The following is a 20,613-nucleotide window of genomic DNA, read 5'->3' as shown; positions in this document are numbered from 1 at the left end:
ACGAAACCGGTTGCACCTGTTCCAGCCGCGCGGCATCCTTGCTTCTTTCACGGAGGTTTACGATGAGCATCACGCGCCTGCAGAAGGAAGTGCTGACCAACCTGCCGTTCTATGAGGAGCGCGTCGACCTCGCTTGCGCCTTCCGCTGGACGGCGCGGCTCAACATGCACGAGGCGGTGGCCAACCATTTCTCACTGGCCGTCAACGACAATGGTTCGCAATTCCTGATGAATCCCAACCAGGTGCATTTCTCGCGCATCAAGGCGAGCGATCTGCTTCTGATCGACGCCAACGATCCCGACACGCTGGTCGGCCCGAATGCGCCCGATCCGACGGCGTGGGGCCTGCATGGTGCCATTCATCGCAACGTGCGTCATGCGCGCTGCGTCATGCATGTCCACTCGATCCACGCCACCGTGCTTGGCTCGCTCGCCGACTCGACGCTGCCGCCGGTCGACCAGAACTCGGCAATCTTCTTCAACCGCCATGTCGTCGACGCTCATTATGGCGGGCTGGCCTTCGAGGAAGAGGGCGAGCGCTGCTCGCAGCTTCTTGTCGACCCGAAGGTCAAGGTGATGGTGATGGGCAACCATGGCGTGCTGGTCATCGGCGACAGCGTCGCCGACACCTTCAACCGCATGTTCTATTTCGAGCGCGCCGCCGAAACCTATATCAAGGCGCTGTGGACCGGCCGGCCGCTGCGGGTACTGTCGGACGAGATCGCCGAAAAGGCGGCAAGGGAACAGGAAGACTATCCCGGCCAGGCCGAACGCCACCTCTCCGAACTGAAGGCGATCCTCGACGAGCAGGAACCCGCCTACCGGAGTTGAGCGCGGTCCCGCCGGGCCTGGCTTAAAGCCCGAGTTCGGCTCGCAATTCGTCGGCGCTGTTGATGATAATCGCCCCCGGCGGCCCCTCCATGGGCGCCTCTGGCCAGAAGATCGTCTTCATTCCCGCTGCCAGCCCCGCCGTGGCGCCGGTCACGCTGTCGTCGACCGCCACGGCCTCGGCGGGATCGACGTCGGCCAGCCAGGCGGCGCGCAGGAAAGGTTCGGCATGCGGCTTGCCTTCACGCACGTCGTTCCGGCTGACCGTCTTCATGCCGGGATAGACGAGGCCGACGGCGCGCAGATTGGCATCGACGATCAGCCTGTCCGAGTTGGAGACCACCGCTTGCGGTACGCCAACCGCGCGCAGCTCGTTGAAGATCTCGATCGCGCCTCTGCGCGGCGTCAGCGTTTGGGCCATCGGCAGATAGTGATCGTATTTGCGCACGATCCAGTCGTCGAAAGGCAGGTCGAGGCCGAACTCGTCGCGCAGCATTTCGTAGACCGGCCATGCGGCGATGCCGAGCACGCGCTCATGCAGGTCGGCCGGCGGTACGATGCCGACACTGTGCAGCGCCGCGATCAGCGCCGCTTCGTGCAGCGGCTCGCTGTCGACCAGCGTGCCGTCCATATCCCAGAAAACCGCTTTCGGCGTCATGCAAGGCTCCATTCTCAAAAATCCCTTAAAGCGTTTGGCGCGGGAGATAAACCGCGGCGTCCCCGCTAATGCATGTCGCGCAACACTGTGCAGCGGTTTTGCGATACGGACATGCATAGAAAGCAAGAGTCTAAAGCGCATCGCATAAGCCCGATTGAACGCGACGCGCTTTGGACCGAGATTGTGCGACCTCCACAGCCTTGCTGTTGCGACGAGACTGGGTCGACCCGCCACTTCGCTCCAAATACCCAAGTCTCAGCCCTAAGCAATTGCTCTTGCAATAGGCAATTGCGCGCAAGTTCATTCCCTGCGAAACTACGGCGCTCCGCCTCTTATGCCCGGCGGGGTTGGGAGGCAGGAACTTGAATTCGCGGCAGGATAGCGGCGGCAACAGGCTGGACGATGCGGCGCGCGCCGGCTGGCTCTATTACGTTGCCGGCAACACCCAGGACCAGATCGCCGCCACGCTTGGCATCTCCCGGCAGACGGCGCAGCGGCTGGTGTCGCTCGCAGTCTCCGAAGGATTGATCAAGGTGCGCGTCGACCATCCGATCGCCAATTGCCTCGACCTTGCGGCACGGCTGAAATCGCGCTTTGCGCTTGATCTGGTCGAGGTGGTGCCCAGCGACCCTTCTTCTTCCTCCACCGTCATCGGCGTGGCCGAGGCGGCGGCGGCCGAGATCGAACGGCGGCTGCGGTCGCCGACGCCGATGGTCATGGCGATCGGCACCGGCCGCACGCTGAAGGCCGCGATCGAGCAACTGCCGCCGATGGAATGCCCGCAGCACAAGGTGGTATCGCTGACCGGCAACATCTCGCCGGACGGCTCGGCCGCCTTCTACAACGTCATCTTCACCATGGCCGACAGGGTCAAGGCGCGCTCGTTTCCGATGCCTTTGCCGGTCATCGCCTCCTCGCCGGAGGAGCGCGAGATGCTGCTGAGCCAGCCGATGATCCAGCCGACGCTGGCGCTTGCGGCTGAGGCCGACGTCACCTTTGTCGGCATAGGCGATCTCGGCCCGAAGGCGCCGCTTTACGAGGACGGCTTCATTTCGGAGGGTGAATTAAAGGCATTGCAGAAGGCAGGCGGCGTCGCCGAGATCGTCGGCTGGGTGTTCGATCGTGACGGCCGCATGATCGAGGGTATTACCAATGATCGGGTGTCGTCGGCACCGCTGCCGTCGCGCGAAAAGTCGCTGGTGATCGCGCTTGCCATGGGCGACCGCAAGCTGCCGGGCATCTTCGCCGCCGTCAACCGGCGGCTGGTCAACGGCCTGATCACCGATGAGCGGACCGCCGCGGCCTTGCTAGCGGGCGCATGATCTCCGAGCCGCTGGCGGTCGGAAACGATCATGTGAAATCGAAACGCATCTGAATTCCCGATAAAACGAGCGTCACTACTGGTGCCGGCCGCAAGGATCGTTGCCGTCGAGAAAGCCCATGTCGCGCTGCAGATGCGGCGGCAGCTCCCGGACGTCGAGATAGGCCCGTTTCCGCGCCGCGTGCCTTGCCAATCCCCGCGCCAACCGTGAAAACCAGCCATGGGCTGGAGCAAGAAGCAGCTTTTCCTGTATTGTGGTCATGATCGTCTGCCTTCGCTATCTCTAGGCGTAATTGATCTTCAATACGGAATATCGGTAGGCCCGGCCGGTGCCGCCAATCAAACGTCGATCACTGCCCATAAGGAGGGCTTATGCCGGAGCTCAATTCACGACAGCTGGTTTCGCAGCTTCCTCCGCTTCAGGCGATCCGGGTATTCGAAGCGGTGGCGCGGCATCTCTCGTTCACCAAGGCCGCCCAGGAGCTTGGCATGACGCAGGCGGCGGCAAGCTATCAGATCAAGCTTCTGGAGGAGCGCATCGGTGCGCCCCTGTTCTTGCGCCAGCCAAAACAGATCGTGCTGACCGAACCCGGCCAACGCCTGGCGCCCGCGGTCAGCGAAGCATTCGCGCTGTTGAGCGGCGCCTATGCCGCCGCGCGCACCGGCGCCGACGGCGTGCTTTGCGTTTCGACGCTGCTGACCTTTGCCTCCAATTGGCTGGCCCAGCATCTCGGTTCGTTCCAGGTCGCGCATCCGTCGCTGGCGGTGCGCGTCGATACTTCGAACAGGGTTGTCGACTTTGCCAGAGAGGATATCGACCTCGCCATCCGCTCCGGCGGCGGCAACTGGCCGGGCGTCGAGACCCATATGCTTTTCAGGGCCGATTTCACGCCGGTCCTTAGTCCAAAGCTCGCAGCAAGCATCGGCGGCGTCAAGGAGCCGGCCGACCTGCTGCGGCTGCCGATCCTCGACCCGGGCGACATCTGGTGGCGGGACTGGTTTGCCGCCGCCGGCCTGCCGGTCGAGGAACTGGCCAAGCGCCCCGGCACCAGCATGGGCGCGCAGGCCTATGAGGCCAATGCCGCGATTGCCGGCCACGGCGTGGCGATCGTCACCAAGGCGCTGTTCAAGGCCGAACTTGCCGACGGCCGCCTGATCCAGCCCTTTGATCTGGTCGGTGACGACGGCCACGCCTATTGGCTGGTCTATCCGACGGCGCGGCGCAACGTGCCGAAGATCCGCGCCTTCCGCGATTGGATCCTGAGCGAGATCGCTTGCCAATAGGCTGAATCCCAGCAAGCCCGACAGCAAAGCTCCGGGCCCAATCAGCCCGGCTGAAATCCTTCGTCAGACATGCCGCAAACGTCCCAGCTTGTCGCCGCACGAGACCCGGCGTGCTGCGCTGCAGCAACGATTCCGTCTTGACATAATTCATCGCAGGTGAGTAATTGCCCACAGCCAAGGCAAATGCTCATCTTGGTTTATGGGAGGAATTTTGATGAAACTTCGCACGTTCACCCTAGGCCTGTTCTCGGCCAGCGCCCTCGCTTTCGCCGCGCATGCCGAATCCATCACCATCGCCACGGTCAACAATGGCGACATGGTCCGCATGCAGAAGCTGACCGACGACTTCACCGCCAAAAATCCCGACATTCAGCTGCAGTGGGTCACGCTCGAGGAAAACGTCCTGCGCGAGCGCGTCACCACCGACATTGCCACCAAGGGTGGCCAGTACGACGTGATGACCATCGGCACCTATGAGGTGCCGATCTGGGCCAAGCAGAACTGGCTTTTGCCGCTCGACAAGCTCGGTGACGATTATGACGTCAAGGACATCATCCCGGCCATAGCCGGCGGCCTGTCGGTCGACGGCAAGCTCTACGCAGCGCCGTTTTACGGCGAAAGCTCCTTCGTCATGTACCGCAAGGACCTGATGGACAAGGCCGGGCTCGAAATGCCCGATGCACCGACCTGGGACTTCATCAAGCAGGCCGCCGACAAGATGACCGACCGCGCCAACGGCGTGAACGGCGTCTGCCTGCGCGGCAAGGCCGGCTGGGGCGAGAACATGGCCTTCCTGACCGCCATGTCGAACTCCTTCGGAGCGCGCTGGTTCGACGAGAACTGGAAGCCGCAATTCGACCAGCCCGAATGGAAGAACACGCTGCAGTTCTATGTCGACCTGATGAAGGCCGACGGCCCCGAGGGCGCGTCGTCCAACGGCTTCAACGAAAACCTGGCGCTGTTCCAGCAGGGCAAATGCGGCATGTGGATCGACGCTACCGTCGCTGCGTCCTTCGTCTCCGACCCGAAGAACTCGACCGTCGCCGACAAGGTCGGCTATGCGCTGGCCCCGGACAATGGCCTCGGCAAGCGCGGCAATTGGCTGTGGGCCTGGTCGCTGGCCATCCCCGCCGGCACGCAGAAGGCCGACGCCGCTCAAAAGTTCGTTTCCTGGGCGACTTCGAAGCACTATCTCGAACTGGTCGCTTCAAAGGAAGGCTGGGCCAACGTTCCGCCCGGAACGCGCACCTCGCTCTACAACAACCCGGAGTACCAGAAGGCGGCGCCTTTCGCGAAAATGACGCTGGATTCCATCAACGCCGCCGACCCGACACACCCGACCGTCAAGCCGGTGCCCTATGTCGGCGTCCAGTTCGTCGCCATCCCCGAGTTCCAGGGTCTCGGCACCACTGTCGGCCAGCTCTTCTCGGCCGCCCTTGCCAGCCAGACGAGCGTCGACGACGCCTTGAAGCAGGCACAGGACGCCGCCACCGCGACGATGACCGAGGGCGGGTACATCAAATAAGGCGCCTCCCGGTGCCGGTTGCCCATGGCAGCCGGCACGGGCCGCCCGAATCCCAGTTCGGGCGGCCAACTTTACGCCGCTGAAAAACTTGGCCGACCTCGAAGGGTGACCGTCATGGCTACTCAGCAGACCCGTTCGCTTGCCCGCTTCATGATGGCGCCATCCGTGGTGCTGCTGCTGGTTTGGATGATTGTGCCGCTGGCATTCACGCTGTGGTTCTCCTTCCAGCAGTACAACCCGCTCAATCCGATGCGCGACGGCTTCGTCGGGTTTTCGAACTACGCGCTGTTCTATTCCAACCCGGCATTCCTGCAGTCGATCCTCAACACGCTCACCATCGTCGTCAGCGTGCTTTTGATCACGGTGATCGGCGGTATCCTGCTGGCCCTTCTGCTCGACCAGCCGATGTGGGGACAAGGCATCGTCCGCATCCTCGTCATCTCGCCGTTCTTCGTCATGCCGCCGGTGGCGGCACTTGTCTGGAAGAACATGATCATGCATCCGCAATACGGCGTCTTCGCCGATATTGCGCGTTTCTTCGGCGGGCAGCCGATCGACTGGTTCGGGCAGCACCCGCTCCTGGCGATCATCATCATCGTCGCCTGGCAGTGGCTGCCGTTTGCGACACTGATCCTGTTGACCGCGCTTCAGTCGCTCGACGGCGAGCAGAAGGAAGCCGCCGAAATGGACGGCGCCGGCTTCATCAGCCGCTTCATCTATTTGACGCTGCCGCATATGTCGCGCGCCATAACCGTCGTCATCCTGATCCAGACGATCTTCCTGCTGTCGGTCTATGCCGAGATACTGGTCACCACCAATGGCGGCCCGGGTTATGCCTCCACCAACCTGCCCTTCCTCGTCTACCAGAAGGCATTGCTGGAATTCAAAATCGGCCAGGCGTCCGCCGGTGGCATCATCGCCGTCATTCTCGCCAACATCGTCGCCTTCTTCGCCATGCGCGCCGTCGGCAAGAACCTGGACAAATAAGGGAGGATAAGATGGCACGTGCAGTCACCACCCAGCACAAGACGATTGCGACCGCGGCCGCCTGGATCGTCGCCCTGCTGATCTTCTTCCCGATCCTCTATACGATCATCACCTCGTTCAAGTCGGAGCAGGAGGCCATCCAGGGCTTCAACCTGTTCCCGTCGGGAACCATGGAGAGCTATTCCGAGGTCCAGGCGCAGAACGGCTATTTCAAATTCTTCCTCAACTCGGTGTTCCTCTCGGTCGGCTCGACCGTCCTGGCTCTGCTCGTCGCCATACCGGCGGCATGGTCGATGGCGTTTTCGCCGGGCAAACGCACCAAGGACATCCTGATGTGGATGCTTTCCACCAAGATGATGCCGGCCGTCGCCGTGCTGTTTCCGATTTATCTGATCTTCCGCGACACCGGATTGCTCGACAGCCGCATCGGCCTGATGGTCATGCTGATGCTGATCAACCTGCCGATCGTGGTCTGGATGCTCTACACCTATTTTCGCGAGATCCCTGGCGAGATCCTGGAAGCGGCGCGCATGGACGGCGCATCGCTGTGGAACGAGATAATCTACGTGCTGACGCCGATGGCGGTGCCCGGCATCGCCTCGACCATGCTGCTCAACATCATTCTCGCCTGGAACGAGGCGTTCTGGACGATCCGGCTGACCACCACCGAGGCAGCGCCGCTCACCGCTTTCATCAGCTCCTTCTCCAGCCCGCAGGGGCTGTTCTGGGCCAAGCTTTCGGCCGCCTCGACGCTGGCGATCGCGCCGATCCTGATCATGGGCTGGTTCAGCCAGAAGCAGCTGGTCCGAGGCCTGACATTCGGTGCGGTAAAGTAGCGGGCATCGCCTGACGCAAAAACGAAAAGATAGCCCTTCGGGGGAGGAAACCATGGGAAACATCACGCTCAAGAACGTCTCCAAATCCTTCGGGGCGACGTCCATCATCCCCGGCCTCGACCTGGTCATCGAGGACGGAGAGTTCGTCGTCTTCGTCGGTCCGTCGGGCTGCGGCAAATCCACCCTGTTGCGTCTGATCGCCGGTCTGGAGGATACCAGCGGCGGCACCATCATCATCGATGGCCGCGACGTCACCGGCGAGGCGCCGGCCAAGCGCAAGCTGGCCATGGTGTTCCAGTCCTATGCGCTCTACCCGCACATGACTGTGGCCAAGAACATCGCCTTCCCGCTGAAGATGGCGGGCGAGGACCAGGCGACCATCGACAAGAAGGTGAAGGACGCCGCGCGGATCCTGAACCTCACCAACTATCTGGACCGCCGCCCCGGCCAGCTCTCCGGCGGCCAGCGGCAGCGTGTCGCCATCGGCCGCGCCATCGTCCGCCAGCCATCGGCCTTCCTGTTCGACGAACCGTTGTCCAATCTCGACGCGGCGCTGCGCGGTACCATGCGGCTGGAGATCAGTGAACTGCACCACCAGCTCCAGACCACCATGGTCTACGTCACCCACGACCAGATCGAGGCGATGACCATGGCCGACAAGATCGTCGTGCTCAATGCCGGCAATATCGAGCAGGTCGGCTCGCCGATGGAACTCTACAAGACGCCGAAGAATCTGTTCGTCGCCGGTTTCATAGGTTCGCCGAAGATGAACCTGATCGAAGGCGCGCCGGCCGCCAAATATGGCGCCAAGACAGTCGGCATCCGCCCGGAGCATATGAACATTTCGAAGACGTCAGGCGACTGGAAGGCGACGGTCGGCGTTGCCGAGCATCTCGGCTCCGACACGTTTTTGCACGTCCAGGCGGATGGCGTCGGGCAGCTGACGGTGCGTGCCGACGGCGAATTGGCCGCCCATCACGGCGACACGATCTATCTGACGCCGGACAAGGCCAAGCTGCATCGTTTCGGCGCCGATGGGAAGGCGATGCTGCAATGAGGCTCGGAGGTAAATCGGCGCTGATCACCGGATCGGCGCGCGGCATCGGCAGGGCGTTCGCCGAAGCCTACATGCGGGAGGGGGCGACGGTCGCCATCGGCGACATCAATCTCGAGGCTGCCGAGAAGACGGCTTCCGAAATCGGCGGCAACGCCTACGCGGTGATGCTGGACGTCACCGATCTCGCGTCGATCGATGCGGCCGTCAAGGCGGTCGAAACCAGGGCCGGCGGCCTCGATATCTTGATCAACAACGCCGCCCTGTTCGACCTGGCGCCGATCGTCGAGATCACCAAGACAAGCTACGACAAATTGTTTTCGGTCAACGTCGCCGGCACGCTGTTTACGTTGCAGGCCGCCGCCCGTTCTATGATTGCCCGCGGCAAGGGCGGCAAGATCATCAACATGGCAAGCCAGGCCGGGCGCCGCGGCGAGGCGCTGGTCGCCGTCTACTGCGCTACCAAGGCGGCGGTCATCTCGCTCACCCAGTCGGCAGGGCTCGACCTGATCAAACACGGCATCAATGTCAACGCGATAGCACCGGGGGTCGTCGACGGCGAGCACTGGGATCATGTCGATGCCTTGTTCGCCAAGTTCGAGAACCGGCCGAGGGGCGAGAAGAAGAGGCTGGTCGGCGAAGCCGTGCCTTATGGCCGCATGGGCACGGCGCAAGACCTCACCGGCATGGCGGTGTTCCTGGCCAGCGATGAGGCCGAATACATCGTCGCCCAGACCTACAATGTCGATGGCGGCCAGTGGATGAGTTGAGGGGGCGAAGGCGCTCTTCTCCCCGTCTCCTCCACGGGGGGAAGAGCCGTCCCGCTAAAGGGTAAAGCAGATGACCGTGAAACTCTCTTCTTCTATCCTAGCCAAGCTGCCGCCCAAGGTCGCCGGCCCGAAATACGATCGCGCCGCGCTCAAGGCCGGCATCGTGCATTTCGGCGTCGGCAATTTCCATCGCTCGCACCAGGCCGTCTACCTCGACGACCTGTTCAACTCGGGTGTTGGCCACGACTGGGCTATTGTCGGCGCCGGCGTCTTCGAGGGCGAGAAGGTCGGCCGCGGCAAGCTGCAGGAGCAGGACTGGCTGACCACCGTGGTCGAGCAGGACAGCGGCCATATGAGCGCGCGCGTCACCGGCGTCATGATCGACTTCCTGGTGCCTGGCGACGCGATCGCAATCGTCGAGCGGCTTGCCGATCCGGCGATCAAGGTCGTTTCCCTGACCATCACCGAGGGCGGCTATTTCATCGATCCGGCTTCTGGCGTCTTCAATCCGACACATCCCGACATCGTTGCCGACGCCGAGCCGGGGGCGACGCCGAAGACCGTCTTCGGCCTCATCCTCGCCGGGCTACTACGCCGCCGCGCCGACGGTATCGTGCCCTTCACCGTCATGTCCTGCGACAACATCCCCCATAACGGCCATGTCACCTCAGATGGCGTCATCGGCCTTGCGCGGCTGATCGACGAAGGTTTGGCAAACTGGGTGAGCGAGAAGGTTGCCTTTCCCAATGGCATGGTCGATCGCATCACGCCGGCCACGACCGACCGCGAGCGCGGCATTCTCGCCAGCGAGTTCGGCCTCGACGACAATTGGCCGGTGTTTTGCGAACCGTTCAAGCAATGGGTGCTGGAGGACCGTTTCACCGACGGCCGCCCGCCGCTGGAAAAGGTCGGCGTGCAGTTCGTCAGCGACGTCGCGCCCTATGAGCTGATGAAGATCCGCATCCTCAATGGCGGCCATGCGACCATCGCCTATCCGGCCGGGCTGATGGACATCCATTTCGTCCATGAGGCGATGCAGGAGCCGCTGGTGCGCGGCTTCCTCGACAAGCTCGAGCATAATGAAATCATCCCGACCGTGCCGCCGGTTCCGGACACCGACCTCGAAGATTACTACCAGCTCATCGAGCACCGCTTCTCCAATCCGAAGATCGGCGACACCATACGCCGGCTTTGCCTCGACGGCTCCAACCGCCAGCCGAAATTCATCATTCCGACGATCGCCGACCGGCTGAAGGCTGGCAAAAGCGTCACCGGCCTGGCGCTGGAATCTGCGCTCTGGTGTCGCTACTGCTTCGGCACGACGGATTCCGGCGCCGTCACCGAGCCCAACGACCCGAACTGGGGCCGGTTGCAGTCGACGGCCAAGGCGGCCAGGGACATGCCTGGCGCCTGGCTTGCCATGGAGGACATCTATGGCGATGTCGGCCGCTCGCCGTCCTTCGCCGAAGCGTTCGCCCATGCGCTCAAATCGCTGTGGGCGGACGGCGCGCGCGCGACACTGACGCGCTATCTCGCCGGCGACCTCTGAAGCCGATCCAGCGCGATGACGCCTGAACTGGTCATTTTCGACTGTGACGGCGTGCTGGTGGACAGTGAGATGCTGTCCGTCTCGGCATTGCTGGAGATGATCGCGCTTGCCGGCGGCAACGTCAGCGAGGACATTGCCTATGAGCACTTCCTCGGCAAGAGCATGAAGAGCGTCCGCGAAATCCTCGCAAGCGACTTCGGGCTCGATCTCACCGACCAGCATCTGACCGAGATGCGCTCCGAACTGATGCGCAAGTTCCGCCAGGAGCTGAAACCCATGCCAGGTATCGCACAGGTCCTGCCGAAGCTCGGCGTGCCGTGCTGCGTCGCCTCCTCCGGCACGCTGGAGCGCATCCGCTATGCGCTCGAGGTTACGGGGCTGCTTGGGCTGCTGGAGCCGCATCTGTTCAGCGCTGCCATGGTGGCGCGGGGCAAACCGGCGCCCGATCTCTTTCTCCATGCAGCAGATAAAATGAGAGCGGCCCCGCGAAACTGCCTCGTCGTCGAGGACAGCCCGGCCGGCATCGAAGCGGCGCGGGCGGCCGGCATGCGCGTCCTTGCCTTCACCGGCGGCTCGCACACCGGCAACCAGGCCTTGAAAGCGCGGCTTGCGTCAAGTGAGCCGGACTTTATATTCGCTGACATGCTGCAATTGCCCGATCTGATTGCAGGCCTGGGAGCGAGAGCAAGAACATCTTGACCAACAGTTTCGTTTGCGCGGTCGATGTCGGCACCGGAAGCGCCCGTGCCGGCATTCTCGACACCGGCGGCGCCTTGCTCGGCCGCGCCGAGCACCCGATCGCCATGCAACGGCCGAAGGCCGATCACGCCGAGCACGACTCGCAGGATATCTGGTCGGCGGTGTGCAGTGCCGTGCGCGCTGCCCGCGAAAAGGCGCGCGTGAAGGCTGAGGATATCGTCGGCATCTCTTTTGACGCCACCTGCTCGCTGGTGGTGCGGGACCGGCATGGCGGCCAGCTCAGCGTGTCCGTTACTGGCGAAAGGCGCTGGGACACCATCGTCTGGCTCGACCATCGCGCAATTGCCGAGGCCGATGAATGCACCGAAAGCGGCCACGCCGTGCTCGACTATATCGGCGGCGTCATGTCGCCGGAAATGGAAACGCCGAAGCTGATGTGGCTGAAGCGCAACCTGCCCGGAACATGGAACGAAGCCGGCTACCTATTCGACCTCACCGACTTCCTCACCTGGAAGGCGACCGGCTCGCTCGCCCGTTCGCAATGCACGCTGACCGCCAAATGGACCTATCTGGCCCATGAAGCGACCGGCTGGCGGCGCGACTTCTTCGAAGCGGTCGGGCTCGGCGACCTTTTCGAGCACGGCAATTTGCCGGAGAAGGCGAGCCCGGTCGGCGCAGATAGCGGTCCGCTTAGCGCGCAAGCCGCGGCGGAGCTTGGCCTCACCGAAAAATGCCGGGTCGGCGCCGGCGTCATCGATGCCTATGCCGGCGCGCTCGGCGTGCTCGGCGGTTTCGCAGGTGACGCGACGAACATCGGCCGCCATCTGGCTCTGATTGCCGGTACGTCGAGTTGCGTCATGGCGATGTCGCCAGATCCGCAGCCTTTCGCCGGTGTCTGGGGGCCATATTATGGCGCAGCCCTTCCCGGCCTTTGGCTGTCGGAAGGCGGCCAGTCGGCCACCGGAGCGCTGCTCGATCACATTATCCGCTGGCATGGCGCCGGCGGCGAGCCGGATGCCGTCATGCATGCCAGGATCGCCCGCCGCGTCGCCGAGCTGCGCGCCGCCGAGGGTGGCAACCTCGCCGCAAGGCTGCATGTATTGCCGGATTTCCATGGCAACCGCTCGCCGCTTGCCGACCCGCATGCCGTCGGCGTCATCAGCGGACTGACACTGGATTCCTCCTTCGACAGCCTGTGCAAGCTTTACTGGCGCACCGCCGTCAGCATCGCGCTTGGCGTCCGCCATGTGCTGGAAGCACTGAACGAGAACGGCTATCTGATCGACACGCTGCACGTCACCGGCGGCCACACCAAGAACCCGCTGTTGATGGAACTCTATGCCGACGCCACCGGCTGCACGGTGGTCGAGCCGCTGGCGGACGAGGCGGTGCTGCTCGGCACCGGCATGATTGCCGCCACCGCGGCCAGGCTTTTTCCCGATTTGAATGCCGCCTGCGTCGCCATGCAGCAAGGCGGCAGGACGCGAGAGCCCAATCCGGCTGCCGCCGGCCGGTTCGACCGCGACTACCGCGTGTTCCTCGAAATGCACAGGCAAAGGCGGGCGCTGGACGCGATCATATAGGTCCAACGGCTTTCACGCGCTATCGCTGGTTCCAACGCCGAACAACCGGCTCGTCGAGATCATGCTCATAGCCGAGCACGCTTATGCTGGCGGTATCCAGCACGAACAGCGCGCCGGCTTGCGGCGGCAGGCCGAGCCAGCGCGCAGCCAGCACTCGCAGGAAATGCGAGCTTGAAAACACCAGGATGTTGCCGTTGGCCTGGCGCAGCTGGCTGACGATGCGGTCCGCCCTCGAGCCGACATCTGCGGCTGATTCGCCCCTCGGGCAACCGTCGCGAAAGAGACGCCAGCCTGGACGTTCGGCAAGGATTTGCTTGGTGGTCAATCCCTCATAGGCGCCATAATCCCACTCCGCCAGATCGTCCTTCTTTACGCCCGAAGAGCCGAAGCCGGCCAGCGCACAGGTGTTGAAGGCGCGCTGCGACGGGCTCGACCACACCGCCGAGAAGGACAGGCCCTTTAGCCGCTCAGTGACCCGCCTCGCAGCGTCTTCGCCGGCCGGCGTCAGCGGTATGTCGGTCCGGCCGGTATGCTTTCCGGACGCACTCCATTCCGTCTCGCCATGCCGAACCAGATAGATTTCGGGAAACGCGCTCATCAGGGTGCCTTTCAAATGAATCCACCGTGACCATAGCGGCTTCCATAGCCTCTCCAACAGCCTGCATTGAGCTGACTGGCTTAACCCTTCCGCAAGTCAGCCCCTTGCCACCGGTGCCTATTTCATAGACAAACCCGTCGTAATGCGGAATCCGGCCGATCGTGGCCGTTTCCGCGCTGAGACGCGGCTTCCGGCTCTTGCCGACGTGCCGCAATCGGATAGGCGGAAAACTGGAATGTCTGCGATCGAAGCCGACGCTCGCGCGCCGGAAAACCTTTGGCGTCGGGAAATCAGGGCGATGCTGGCGCTCGCCTGGCCGATGGTGCTGACCAATCTCGGCCAGACCGCGATGACCGCTACCGACGTCATGATGATGGGGCGGCTGGGGCCGGACACGCTGGCCAGCGGCGCGCTTGGCGCCAACCTCTATTTCATGCCGCTGATCTTTGGACTTGGCCTGATGCTGGCGACCTCGCCGATGATGGCGACCGAGCTCGGCCGTCGCCGCCACTCGGTGCGCGACCTGCGCCGCACCGTGCGCCAGGGTCTGTGGCTGGCGATCCTCATCTGCCTTCCGATATGGGCCCTTCTCTGGCACGGCGAGAGCGTGCTGCTGGCCATGGGTCAGGAGCCTGCGCTGGCGCACCAGGCGGGTATCTATCTGCGCTGGCTCGAATGGGCGGTGCTGCCCTTTTTCGGCTACATCGTCCTGCGCTCGTTCATTTCGGCGCTGGAGCGGCCGGGCTGGGCACTGATCATCGTTTTCGTTGCCGTCGCCTGCAATGCCTTCTTCAACTGGCTGTTCATGTTCGGCAATCTCGGCATCCAATCGATGGGCATCGCCGGCTCCGGCCTTGCCACCACTCTGTCCAGTACGCTGATGTTCGCCGGCATGGCGACGGTGGTGATGCTTGAGAAGAAGTTCCGGCGCTATCGTCTGTTCGGACGCTTCTGGCGCGCCGATTGGCCGCGCTTCAAGGGCCTGCTGCGGCTCGGCCTGCCGATCGCCGGCCTGCTGGCGTTCGAGGTGACGATCTTCAACGCGGCGGCCTTTCTCATGGGCCTGATCGATGCGGCTTCGCTTGCCGCCCATGCGATCGCCATCCAGATCGCCTCGGTCACCTTCATGGTGCCGCTCGGCCTCAACCAGGCGGTGACGGTGCGCGTCGGGCTCGCCCACGGCGCCGGCAATCCGGAAGGTGTCAGCCGGGCTGGCTGGACCGCCTATGTCGTCGGTGTCTCCTTCATGGCGCTGATGGGGCTGGTGATGATCTTGTGGCCGCATCTCTTGATCGGCGCCTTCATCGATGTGGGCAATCCGGCTAATGCCGAGGTGGTGGCGCTTGCCGTGTCGTTCCTCGCTTTTGCCGCGCTGTTCCAGGTTTTTGACGGCGCGCAGGCGGTAGCCAGCGGCATGCTGCGCGGGCTGCACGACACCAAGGTGCCGATGATCTACGCCGCGATCGGCTATTGGGGCATCGGCCTGCCACTCGGCGTGCTGCTCGCCTTCCGTTTCGGCTTCCATGGCGTCGGCATCTGGATCGGCCTGTCGTCGGGACTGGCGGTGGTTGCTGCACTCCTGCTGGGGCGCTGGCTGCGGCGGGACAGAATCGCGCCGCCGCTGGCGTTTGGGCGTTGAGGCAAAGCGGCTGCCGGTTGTCCCTGACATTGTGGCCGATTAACCGACGCCTCCAGATCGGCTCACGAAACGTCCGATAAGCGCCATGAGCGGACGCTTAGCACCGAGGCAGCGAACGTCTCAAGAGGGGCCGTAAGCCGACCGGCAGCTTATGGTATAGTGATGTAAGACGCGGCCGTTCCGCTATCGTCCCAGAACCTGAAGCCAAAAAATTCCTTGAGCATGTTCGTCAGTGTGAAAATCGTATTTCACACTGACGAACACATTTGACATACATGATCTACCGCCGACGAGAGAGCACGCCCTTCACACGGGTGGGGTCGCAGGTTCAGTCCCTGCATCGCCCACCATCCAACCCTTCAAGATGTTGGATGAATTAGCGCCGACGAAATCCTCTGAAAAACGGCACTAGCGCGTGGTACTCTCACACCCTGCCTTTGGCATTGATTATTCGCTGTTTCATCGATGCGAGTTTCGATTTCCGCTGGCCGAAAAGCTCGGCGATAGCCTCTTGAAGAAGCTCAAAGCAGTCCAGCACCGTGTCGCGCGAAGCCTTCCCTTCGTGGCTTCCGATATTGCCGACAAATCGCAGTGCGTCGAACGTGGTGGCATGGTCAGGCTCGGAATTCTTGAATGATGCGATGCGTGTGGCGAGGTCACGGGCAGCGGGAACGCGCTGATGCTCCAGAATCTTCTCTACGATAATGCGAAGCCTGTTCGCGCAGGCGCCAAGGTCAATCCAGAACAACGCAAACGCCGTCTCGAACTCCTTTTTGAGCAGCTTCGGCGTGTCTTTCGGCACGGTGGCAAGCGGAGGAGCCGGATACATACCTTGCGGGGCTAAGCGGCAGAAATAGCGGTCTTCTACTCGCTCGCGATTGTTTCGTTCTACAAGTTGCGAGTCACCTTGAACCGAAACGATGGCGCCGCACTTGGCTATCCCGCATTGGAGGAAAAGGTTGAACTGGTGAACCGCGTCCGGTGGATTCTATCCACTGGGTTTTCAGCTGCTCTTCAACATCCCTTGAAATCTTGTGACGAAACGAATCCGGCACATAGTGCAATGTGCCTCGGTCGCACAGTGGACAAGGGTAAGGCGGGATTTCGTCTTTCGAAAACGTCTCCCCCCACAACTCACGTGTTGATGCCATATCGCCCTCCCAATTCAGACGGAGACTAAGGCTTGCTTGGCAATTCGCAACATCGGCCTAGTCCAGAATCTTGGCCGGATGAACTCGACGCTCCCAGGTGCTCCACTGGCGTGAGTATGTTCCGCCCACAATACAAGCGGCTTTCTCTCAATGACTTCGAAAGTCGGCATTGGCGAGAGAGTTTGTGAGGGACCATCGAGAGGACCTTCGCTGCTAGGGCTATTCGAAGGCAACTGTGGCAAGAGCTTGTCAGGGCGGATGCATGAGCCGCTATTTCTCATGGCAGCACGCCATCATTAAGAGCCAGCTCGACGCCACAACCCGCCACGGGCGCGTTATCGCCTACCTGGTGAAGTACGGCGTCCGCAATGTGCTCCATATCGGTACAACCGACGCTTACAAGATGTTCACCCGGCTCCATCCCCCGGTTTTACTTACTGACGACTTGAAGAATCACACGCATTCGTGCCTACAGGGCGCGGCTTGCGGATAGATTTTTCTGTGGGGGATCTTCACAGGTGAAAGCAAGACGGCCTCAGTGCTACCTGCAGAGTGCCGACGGCAACATGATGATATGGGCGACACTACGCTGAATCGCTTAGGAGTATCCGCAAGCCACCCCCATGACAGTCGTATCCCTTAAACTGGAGCTGTATCGGAAAGCGGAGGACATCACCGACCTTGCAAAGATTCTTGGTCTGAAGCCAGCCCACATCTCCTATGCGCTTTACCATTTGCCACTGGCCGACAGATACGAAGAATTCACGGTCCCTAAAAAGACAGGTGGTGTCCGGACGATCAAAGCACCCCATAAAACGCTGAAAGCGATCCAGAAGCGGCTCGCGAAGGACTTGCTCGAAATCGAACAGGTTCTGGAAAAGTCGCGCGTAAAGAAGACAAATTGCATTCTCGCGCACGGCTTTAAGAAGAAGCTCTCCATCATGACTAATGGGGAGAACCATCGTAAACGACGCTACGTGTTCAACGTGGACTTGAAGGACTTTTTCCCTACCATCAATTTTGGTCGGGTGCGTGGTTTCTTTCTGAAGCATAAGGACTTCGAGCTGAAGCCCGCTGTCGCAACTGTGCTTGCGCAGATCGCCTGCCATGACAACGAGTTACCCCAAGGAAGTCCATGCTCGCCAGTCATCTCTAACCTCATAGCTAGCGTTATGGATATCCGGCTCAACGAATTGGCGCATCGGCACAATTGCACTTACACCCGGTACGCAGACGACATCACATTCTCGACCAGCGAGAAGATTTTTGCGCCAGCAATTGGACGGCGGAACGTAAGCAGCATCAATTTGTGGGAAGCTGGAACCAGCCTCGCTAAGGTAATAAAAAAGGCTGGGTTCAAGGTCAATCCAGCCAAGACCCGTATGCAACTGGATTACTCTCGGCAGGAAGTGACCGGCGTCGTCGTCAATCAGAAGGTGAACGTTCCGGCCAACTACTACGCAGAAGCCGCTGCCATGTGCCATCACCTTTTCATGGATGGGGAGTGCTTCGTTAAAGTCGCAGGTGTCAAGCAGCCGCTGCTGCGCCGGAAACTGCGCGGGCGGCTCGCCTATATTTACCAGGTTCGCGGTAGAGGCCCGCTCATCAGAGCGGCGCCTGAGGATCAAGAGGAAAGGCCGAAAGGTGGCAAGCTCTGGGCGAGTTCTAAACTCTTCGAGAGGTTCGTGGACTACGTCGACCTCTATGGCATCGAACGGCCGGTCGTCATCTGCGAGGGAGTGACGGACAACATCTACATCAAATCTGCCATCCAAGCCCTTGCACCCGTCTACCCCACGCTCACGAACCCAGCCGGCGAACTGAAAATCAAGTTGTTTAAGTATACGAAAACATCGGCGGCACTGCAGCAATTGAGCGGCGGGGCCGGTGAGCTGGGAAAGCTGGCTAACACATACCCAAGCCGCATCAGGAAGTTCAAAAGTGGCGGGCAACACCCACTAATTATAATCGGTGACTCCGATGATGGGTCGAAAAAGCTCTTCGCCGCTGTCGAATCCAAGACCGGGAAAAAGGTGGACGGTTCGCAGACCTGGTACCATATGGGGGCAAATCTCTACGTCGTGCCCATCCCTAAGATTGGGAATAAAGATACCGATATCGAGCGGCTTTTCGACGTTGCGCTTTTAAAAACGATCTACGACGGCAAGACGTTCGATAAGACCAATGCGGAGAAAGACGGCACCAAATTTTACGGGAAGAAGGTGTTCGCGACGAAGGTAGTCGCCGCGAACAAGGCAACTGTGGATTTTGATGGTTTCAAGCCGTTGCTCGCGACTATCGCGGAAGTCATCGATCACCATAAAACCACGGTCGTCTCGCCTACGGTCGCCGCTGTATCGACCCCAGCGGTGGCGGCTGGCGGACCTTAGTCGACTGAGAATAAGTAGCGCCTGCTGATCGATATTCGGACCGACAATGAAAAGCAGCCCTAAGGCTGCTGCATGTGCTTTCCGCCGTTTATGCGCGGGTCTTGGACTTCGAGTCCAGGAAGTGATCCACGCCCACTGACATTTTGGCTGCACCGCAACGCCGTGGTCTCAGTGTGAAAGTCCCATTTCACACTCTCGGACAGTTCGAGGGAATTTTGACGTCTGCTTTTGGGAACCTGCATAACAGTCCGCAATGACTGACATGAGGCGCAAAGCAGTCATGCAAGCCTTCACCTGTGAGAGTCTGCCTTGGGTCGAAGCGGACATGAGTGAATGGCGACTTCTGACCCAAAGGAGGCATTCGACCCCTCACCGCAGCTTCCTGGTTTGTAGCGCCGTCCATGCCGGTCAACACAACACGCGCCCCCGCTCAGCGCACCGCCGCCCGCTGATCGAGCGAACGTGCGTATTGCGTTAGCGGGAAGCACATGACGAAGAAGATCAGCGCTACCAGCCCATAGACTTTGAACGTTCGAAGGTCGCATTGTTGATCGCGTTGGATGTCCTCACCAGCTCCTCGAAACCGATGATCGAGGTCAGCGCGGTCGACTTGATCAGCTGCACCAGGAAGCCGACGGTCGGCGCGCGGGTGATCGAAAACGCCTGCGGCAGGATGATCAGCCGGAGTTCCTGCAGATAGTGCAGGCCGAGGCTGGCGCCGGCGTCCCACTGGCCGGGCGGCAGCGCATCGACGCCGCCGCGCCAGATCTCGGCGAGATAGGCGCTGGCGAAGAAGGTCAGGCCAAGCACCGCCGCGGTCCACGGCTCGATGCGCAAGCCAAGCATCGGCAAGCCGAAGAACATCAGGAAGAGCTGCATCAGCAGCGGTGTGCCCTGGAAAAGCGCGATGTAGCCGGAGGCAAGCCGCCGCGCCCATTTATTCTTGGCGATCCGGAAGAACAGCACGACCATACCAACCACGGCGCCGCCGACAAAGGCGGCCAACGACAAGAGCACCGTCCAGCGCGCGGCCAGTAGCAGGTTGCGCAGAATGTCCCAGAAGGTGAATTCGATCATGACACGCCGGCTCCAAGAAGCCGGCGGCCGCCGCCGACCAGCAGCCGGCGCAGCCCAATCGACAGGGCGAGATAGACCATCGTCACCACGAAATAGGTCTCGAAAGCCCGGAACGTGCGCGCCTGCAGCATGTCGGCTTCATAGGTCAGCTCGCGCACCGCGATCTGTGACACCACGGCGGATTCCAGCATCATGATGACGATCTGGCTGGTCAGCGCCGGATAGATCACCTTGAGCGCCTGCGGCAGCACGATCTTGATGAAGACCTGGCGCGGCCTGAGCCCAAGCGCCAGTGCCGCTTCCGTCTGCCCGGGCGGCACCGCGTCGAGCCCGGCGCCAACGATCTCGATCGTGTAGGCGGCCATGTTGAGCGTCATCGCCAACATGGCTGCCAGCACCGGATCGAGCCTGACGCCGATGCTGGGCAGCCCGAAGAAGATGAAGAACAGCTGCACCAGGAACGGCGTGTTGCGGATCACCTCGACATACCAGCCGATCGCCCGCTTGAGCAGCAGCGGACCGTTCCGCCGCCCTGCCGCGCCGAGGATGCTGAGCAACGTTCCCGCCAGCGTGGTCACAGCGATCAGCAGGATCGTCGTGGCCGCGCCGCGCGCGATCGCCCCTGTCGCCCCGGCAAGCCAGCCGAAGTCGAGGCTATAGGTCAC

Annotated in this window: 20 protein-coding genes and 1 pseudogene; 14 read left to right on the top strand and 7 right to left on the bottom strand. The window is 61.7% G+C overall.

Features of this window, described 5'->3' with window-relative positions:
* Positions 1-62: 62 nt before the first annotated feature.
* Positions 63-830: a class II aldolase and adducin N-terminal domain-containing protein gene (locus NKJ12_RS01390; protein ID WP_352701041.1), complete on the top strand. Its 768-nt coding sequence runs from the start codon at positions 63-65 to the stop codon at positions 828-830.
* Positions 831-852: 22 nt separating this feature from the next.
* Here the strand turns inward: NKJ12_RS01390 and NKJ12_RS01385 are convergent, their stop codons facing one another.
* Positions 853-1,485, bottom strand: a complete 633-nt coding sequence (locus NKJ12_RS01385) for an HAD family hydrolase (protein ID WP_352701039.1) — start codon at positions 1,483-1,485, stop codon at positions 853-855.
* 362 nt (positions 1,486-1,847) lie between these two features.
* On the opposite strand from NKJ12_RS01385, the gene NKJ12_RS01380 reads away from it, so the two are divergent.
* Positions 1,848-2,807: a sugar-binding transcriptional regulator gene (locus tag NKJ12_RS01380; RefSeq protein ID WP_352701038.1), complete on the top strand. Its 960-nt coding sequence runs from the start codon at positions 1,848-1,850 to the stop codon at positions 2,805-2,807.
* 75 nt (positions 2,808-2,882) lie between these two features.
* On the opposite strand, the gene NKJ12_RS01375 is transcribed toward NKJ12_RS01380, so the two are convergent.
* Positions 2,883-3,068 carry a hypothetical protein gene (locus tag NKJ12_RS01375; RefSeq protein ID WP_254815832.1) on the bottom strand — a complete coding sequence of 62 codons (186 nt, stop codon included), beginning with the start codon at positions 3,066-3,068 and terminating at the stop codon, positions 2,883-2,885.
* Between the two features lie 110 nt (positions 3,069-3,178).
* Between NKJ12_RS01375 and gcvA the strand changes: the two genes are divergently transcribed.
* The 9 genes from gcvA to NKJ12_RS01330 all read left to right on the top strand — a co-directional run bounded on the left by gcvA (position 3,179) and on the right by NKJ12_RS01330 (position 13,093).
* Positions 3,179-4,090 (top strand): transcriptional regulator GcvA, encoded by a 912-nt coding sequence (gene gcvA / locus NKJ12_RS01370; protein ID WP_352701037.1) that lies wholly within the window; start codon positions 3,179-3,181, stop codon positions 4,088-4,090.
* A gap of 214 nt (positions 4,091-4,304) precedes the next feature.
* Positions 4,305-5,615 (top strand): ABC transporter substrate-binding protein, encoded by a 1,311-nt coding sequence (locus tag NKJ12_RS01365; protein WP_352701036.1) that lies wholly within the window; start codon positions 4,305-4,307, stop codon positions 5,613-5,615.
* A 114-nt stretch (positions 5,616-5,729) separates the two neighbouring features.
* Positions 5,730-6,602, top strand: coding sequence for a carbohydrate ABC transporter permease (locus NKJ12_RS01360; protein WP_031195183.1), 873 nt, complete (start codon positions 5,730-5,732; stop codon positions 6,600-6,602).
* An 11-nt stretch (positions 6,603-6,613) separates the two neighbouring features.
* The gene (locus NKJ12_RS01355; RefSeq protein WP_254815835.1) at positions 6,614-7,438 is read left to right on the top strand and encodes a carbohydrate ABC transporter permease; all 825 of its coding nucleotides are present in this window, start codon (positions 6,614-6,616) and stop codon (positions 7,436-7,438) included.
* A gap of 52 nt (positions 7,439-7,490) precedes the next feature.
* The gene (locus NKJ12_RS01350) at positions 7,491-8,495 is read left to right on the top strand and encodes an ABC transporter ATP-binding protein (protein WP_352476994.1); all 1,005 of its coding nucleotides are present in this window, start codon (positions 7,491-7,493) and stop codon (positions 8,493-8,495) included.
* Positions 8,492-9,262: an L-iditol 2-dehydrogenase gene (locus NKJ12_RS01345; protein WP_352701035.1), complete on the top strand. Its 771-nt coding sequence runs from the start codon at positions 8,492-8,494 to the stop codon at positions 9,260-9,262. Before NKJ12_RS01350 ends, NKJ12_RS01345 begins: the two co-directional genes overlap by 4 nt.
* A gap of 70 nt (positions 9,263-9,332) precedes the next feature.
* On the top strand, positions 9,333-10,811 hold the full coding sequence (locus NKJ12_RS01340; RefSeq protein ID WP_352701033.1) for a mannitol dehydrogenase family protein: 1,479 nt from the start codon (positions 9,333-9,335) through the stop codon (positions 10,809-10,811).
* Positions 10,812-10,826: 15 nt separating this feature from the next.
* Positions 10,827-11,510, top strand: coding sequence for an HAD family hydrolase (locus tag NKJ12_RS01335; protein WP_352701032.1), 684 nt, complete (start codon positions 10,827-10,829; stop codon positions 11,508-11,510).
* Complete coding sequence (locus NKJ12_RS01330) at positions 11,507-13,093, top strand: FGGY-family carbohydrate kinase (RefSeq protein WP_352701031.1); 1,587 nt, start codon at positions 11,507-11,509, stop codon at positions 13,091-13,093. The genes NKJ12_RS01335 and NKJ12_RS01330 overlap by 4 nt, the downstream gene beginning before the upstream one ends.
* A 19-nt stretch (positions 13,094-13,112) precedes the next feature.
* Here the strand turns inward: NKJ12_RS01330 and NKJ12_RS01325 are convergent, their stop codons facing one another.
* Positions 13,113-13,694: a histidine phosphatase family protein gene (locus NKJ12_RS01325; RefSeq protein ID WP_352701407.1), complete on the bottom strand. Its 582-nt coding sequence runs from the start codon at positions 13,692-13,694 to the stop codon at positions 13,113-13,115.
* A 232-nt stretch (positions 13,695-13,926) separates the two neighbouring features.
* Here NKJ12_RS01325 and NKJ12_RS01320 point away from each other — a divergent pair, with 232 nt between their 5' ends.
* Positions 13,927-15,330: an MATE family efflux transporter gene (locus NKJ12_RS01320; protein ID WP_352701030.1), complete on the top strand. Its 1,404-nt coding sequence runs from the start codon at positions 13,927-13,929 to the stop codon at positions 15,328-15,330.
* A gap of 424 nt (positions 15,331-15,754) precedes the next feature.
* Here NKJ12_RS01320 and NKJ12_RS01315 read toward each other — a convergent pair whose 3' ends face one another.
* Together NKJ12_RS01315 and NKJ12_RS32245 are read right to left on the bottom strand one after the other, a co-directional pair.
* A complete protein-coding gene (locus tag NKJ12_RS01315; RefSeq protein WP_352701028.1) occupies positions 15,755-16,132 on the bottom strand; it encodes a DUF4145 domain-containing protein in 378 nt (125 codons plus the stop codon).
* Between the two features lie 100 nt (positions 16,133-16,232).
* A complete protein-coding gene (locus NKJ12_RS32245) occupies positions 16,233-16,481 on the bottom strand; it encodes a DUF8608 domain-containing protein (RefSeq protein WP_502905686.1) in 249 nt (82 codons plus the stop codon).
* Positions 16,482-16,743: 262 nt separating this feature from the next.
* On the opposite strand from NKJ12_RS32245, the gene NKJ12_RS01310 reads away from it, so the two are divergent.
* Both NKJ12_RS01310 and NKJ12_RS01305 read left to right on the top strand, forming a co-directional pair.
* Entirely contained in the window at positions 16,744-16,974 is a 231-nt protein-coding gene (locus NKJ12_RS01310; protein ID WP_352701027.1) for a hypothetical protein, read from the top strand.
* Positions 16,975-17,104: 130 nt separating this feature from the next.
* Positions 17,105-18,871 carry a retron Ec67 family RNA-directed DNA polymerase/endonuclease gene (locus NKJ12_RS01305; RefSeq protein ID WP_352701026.1) on the top strand — a complete coding sequence of 589 codons (1,767 nt, stop codon included), beginning with the start codon at positions 17,105-17,107 and terminating at the stop codon, positions 18,869-18,871.
* 430 nt (positions 18,872-19,301) lie between these two features.
* Here the strand turns inward: NKJ12_RS01305 and NKJ12_RS01300 are convergent.
* A pseudogene (locus tag NKJ12_RS01300) lies at positions 19,302-19,948 on the bottom strand (amino acid ABC transporter permease).
* Positions 19,945-20,613: an amino acid ABC transporter permease gene (locus NKJ12_RS01295; RefSeq protein ID WP_254815843.1), complete on the bottom strand. Its 669-nt coding sequence runs from the start codon at positions 20,611-20,613 to the stop codon at positions 19,945-19,947. The pseudogene NKJ12_RS01300 and the gene NKJ12_RS01295 overlap by 4 nt, the downstream one beginning before the upstream one ends.

Source organism: Mesorhizobium sp. M0195, from assembly GCF_040322115.1.
Classification (GTDB): Bacteria; Pseudomonadota; Alphaproteobacteria; order Rhizobiales; family Rhizobiaceae; genus Mesorhizobium.
Note: the sequence above shows the minus strand (reverse complement) of the source record. Positions and strands in the feature narration are given on the sequence as shown.

Excerpts from the sequence above, each read along its gene's own strand:
- NKJ12_RS01390 (WP_352701041.1), top strand. The coding sequence starts at position 63 with ATGAGCATCACGCGCCTGCAGAAGGAAGTGCTGACCAACCTGCCGTTC.
- NKJ12_RS01385 (WP_352701039.1), bottom strand. The coding sequence starts at position 1,485 with ATGACGCCGAAAGCGGTTTTCTGGGATATGGACGGCACGCTGGTCGAC.
- NKJ12_RS01375 (WP_254815832.1), bottom strand. The coding sequence starts at position 3,068 with ATGACCACAATACAGGAAAAGCTGCTTCTTGCTCCAGCCCATGGCTGG.
- gcvA (WP_352701037.1), top strand. The coding sequence starts at position 3,179 with ATGCCGGAGCTCAATTCACGACAGCTGGTTTCGCAGCTTCCTCCGCTT.
- NKJ12_RS01365 (WP_352701036.1), top strand. The coding sequence starts at position 4,305 with ATGAAACTTCGCACGTTCACCCTAGGCCTGTTCTCGGCCAGCGCCCTC.
- NKJ12_RS01360 (WP_031195183.1), top strand. The coding sequence starts at position 5,730 with ATGGCTACTCAGCAGACCCGTTCGCTTGCCCGCTTCATGATGGCGCCA.
- NKJ12_RS01355 (WP_254815835.1), top strand. The coding sequence starts at position 6,614 with ATGGCACGTGCAGTCACCACCCAGCACAAGACGATTGCGACCGCGGCC.
- NKJ12_RS01350 (WP_352476994.1), top strand. The coding sequence starts at position 7,491 with ATGGGAAACATCACGCTCAAGAACGTCTCCAAATCCTTCGGGGCGACG.
- NKJ12_RS01345 (WP_352701035.1), top strand. The coding sequence starts at position 8,492 with ATGAGGCTCGGAGGTAAATCGGCGCTGATCACCGGATCGGCGCGCGGC.
- NKJ12_RS01340 (WP_352701033.1), top strand. The coding sequence starts at position 9,333 with ATGACCGTGAAACTCTCTTCTTCTATCCTAGCCAAGCTGCCGCCCAAG.
- NKJ12_RS01335 (WP_352701032.1), top strand. The coding sequence starts at position 10,827 with ATGACGCCTGAACTGGTCATTTTCGACTGTGACGGCGTGCTGGTGGAC.
- NKJ12_RS01320 (WP_352701030.1), top strand. The coding sequence starts at position 13,927 with ATGTCTGCGATCGAAGCCGACGCTCGCGCGCCGGAAAACCTTTGGCGT.
- NKJ12_RS32245 (WP_502905686.1), bottom strand. The coding sequence starts at position 16,481 with ATGGCATCAACACGTGAGTTGTGGGGGGAGACGTTTTCGAAAGACGAA.
- NKJ12_RS01310 (WP_352701027.1), top strand. The coding sequence starts at position 16,744 with ATGAGCCGCTATTTCTCATGGCAGCACGCCATCATTAAGAGCCAGCTC.
- NKJ12_RS01305 (WP_352701026.1), top strand. The coding sequence starts at position 17,105 with ATGACAGTCGTATCCCTTAAACTGGAGCTGTATCGGAAAGCGGAGGAC.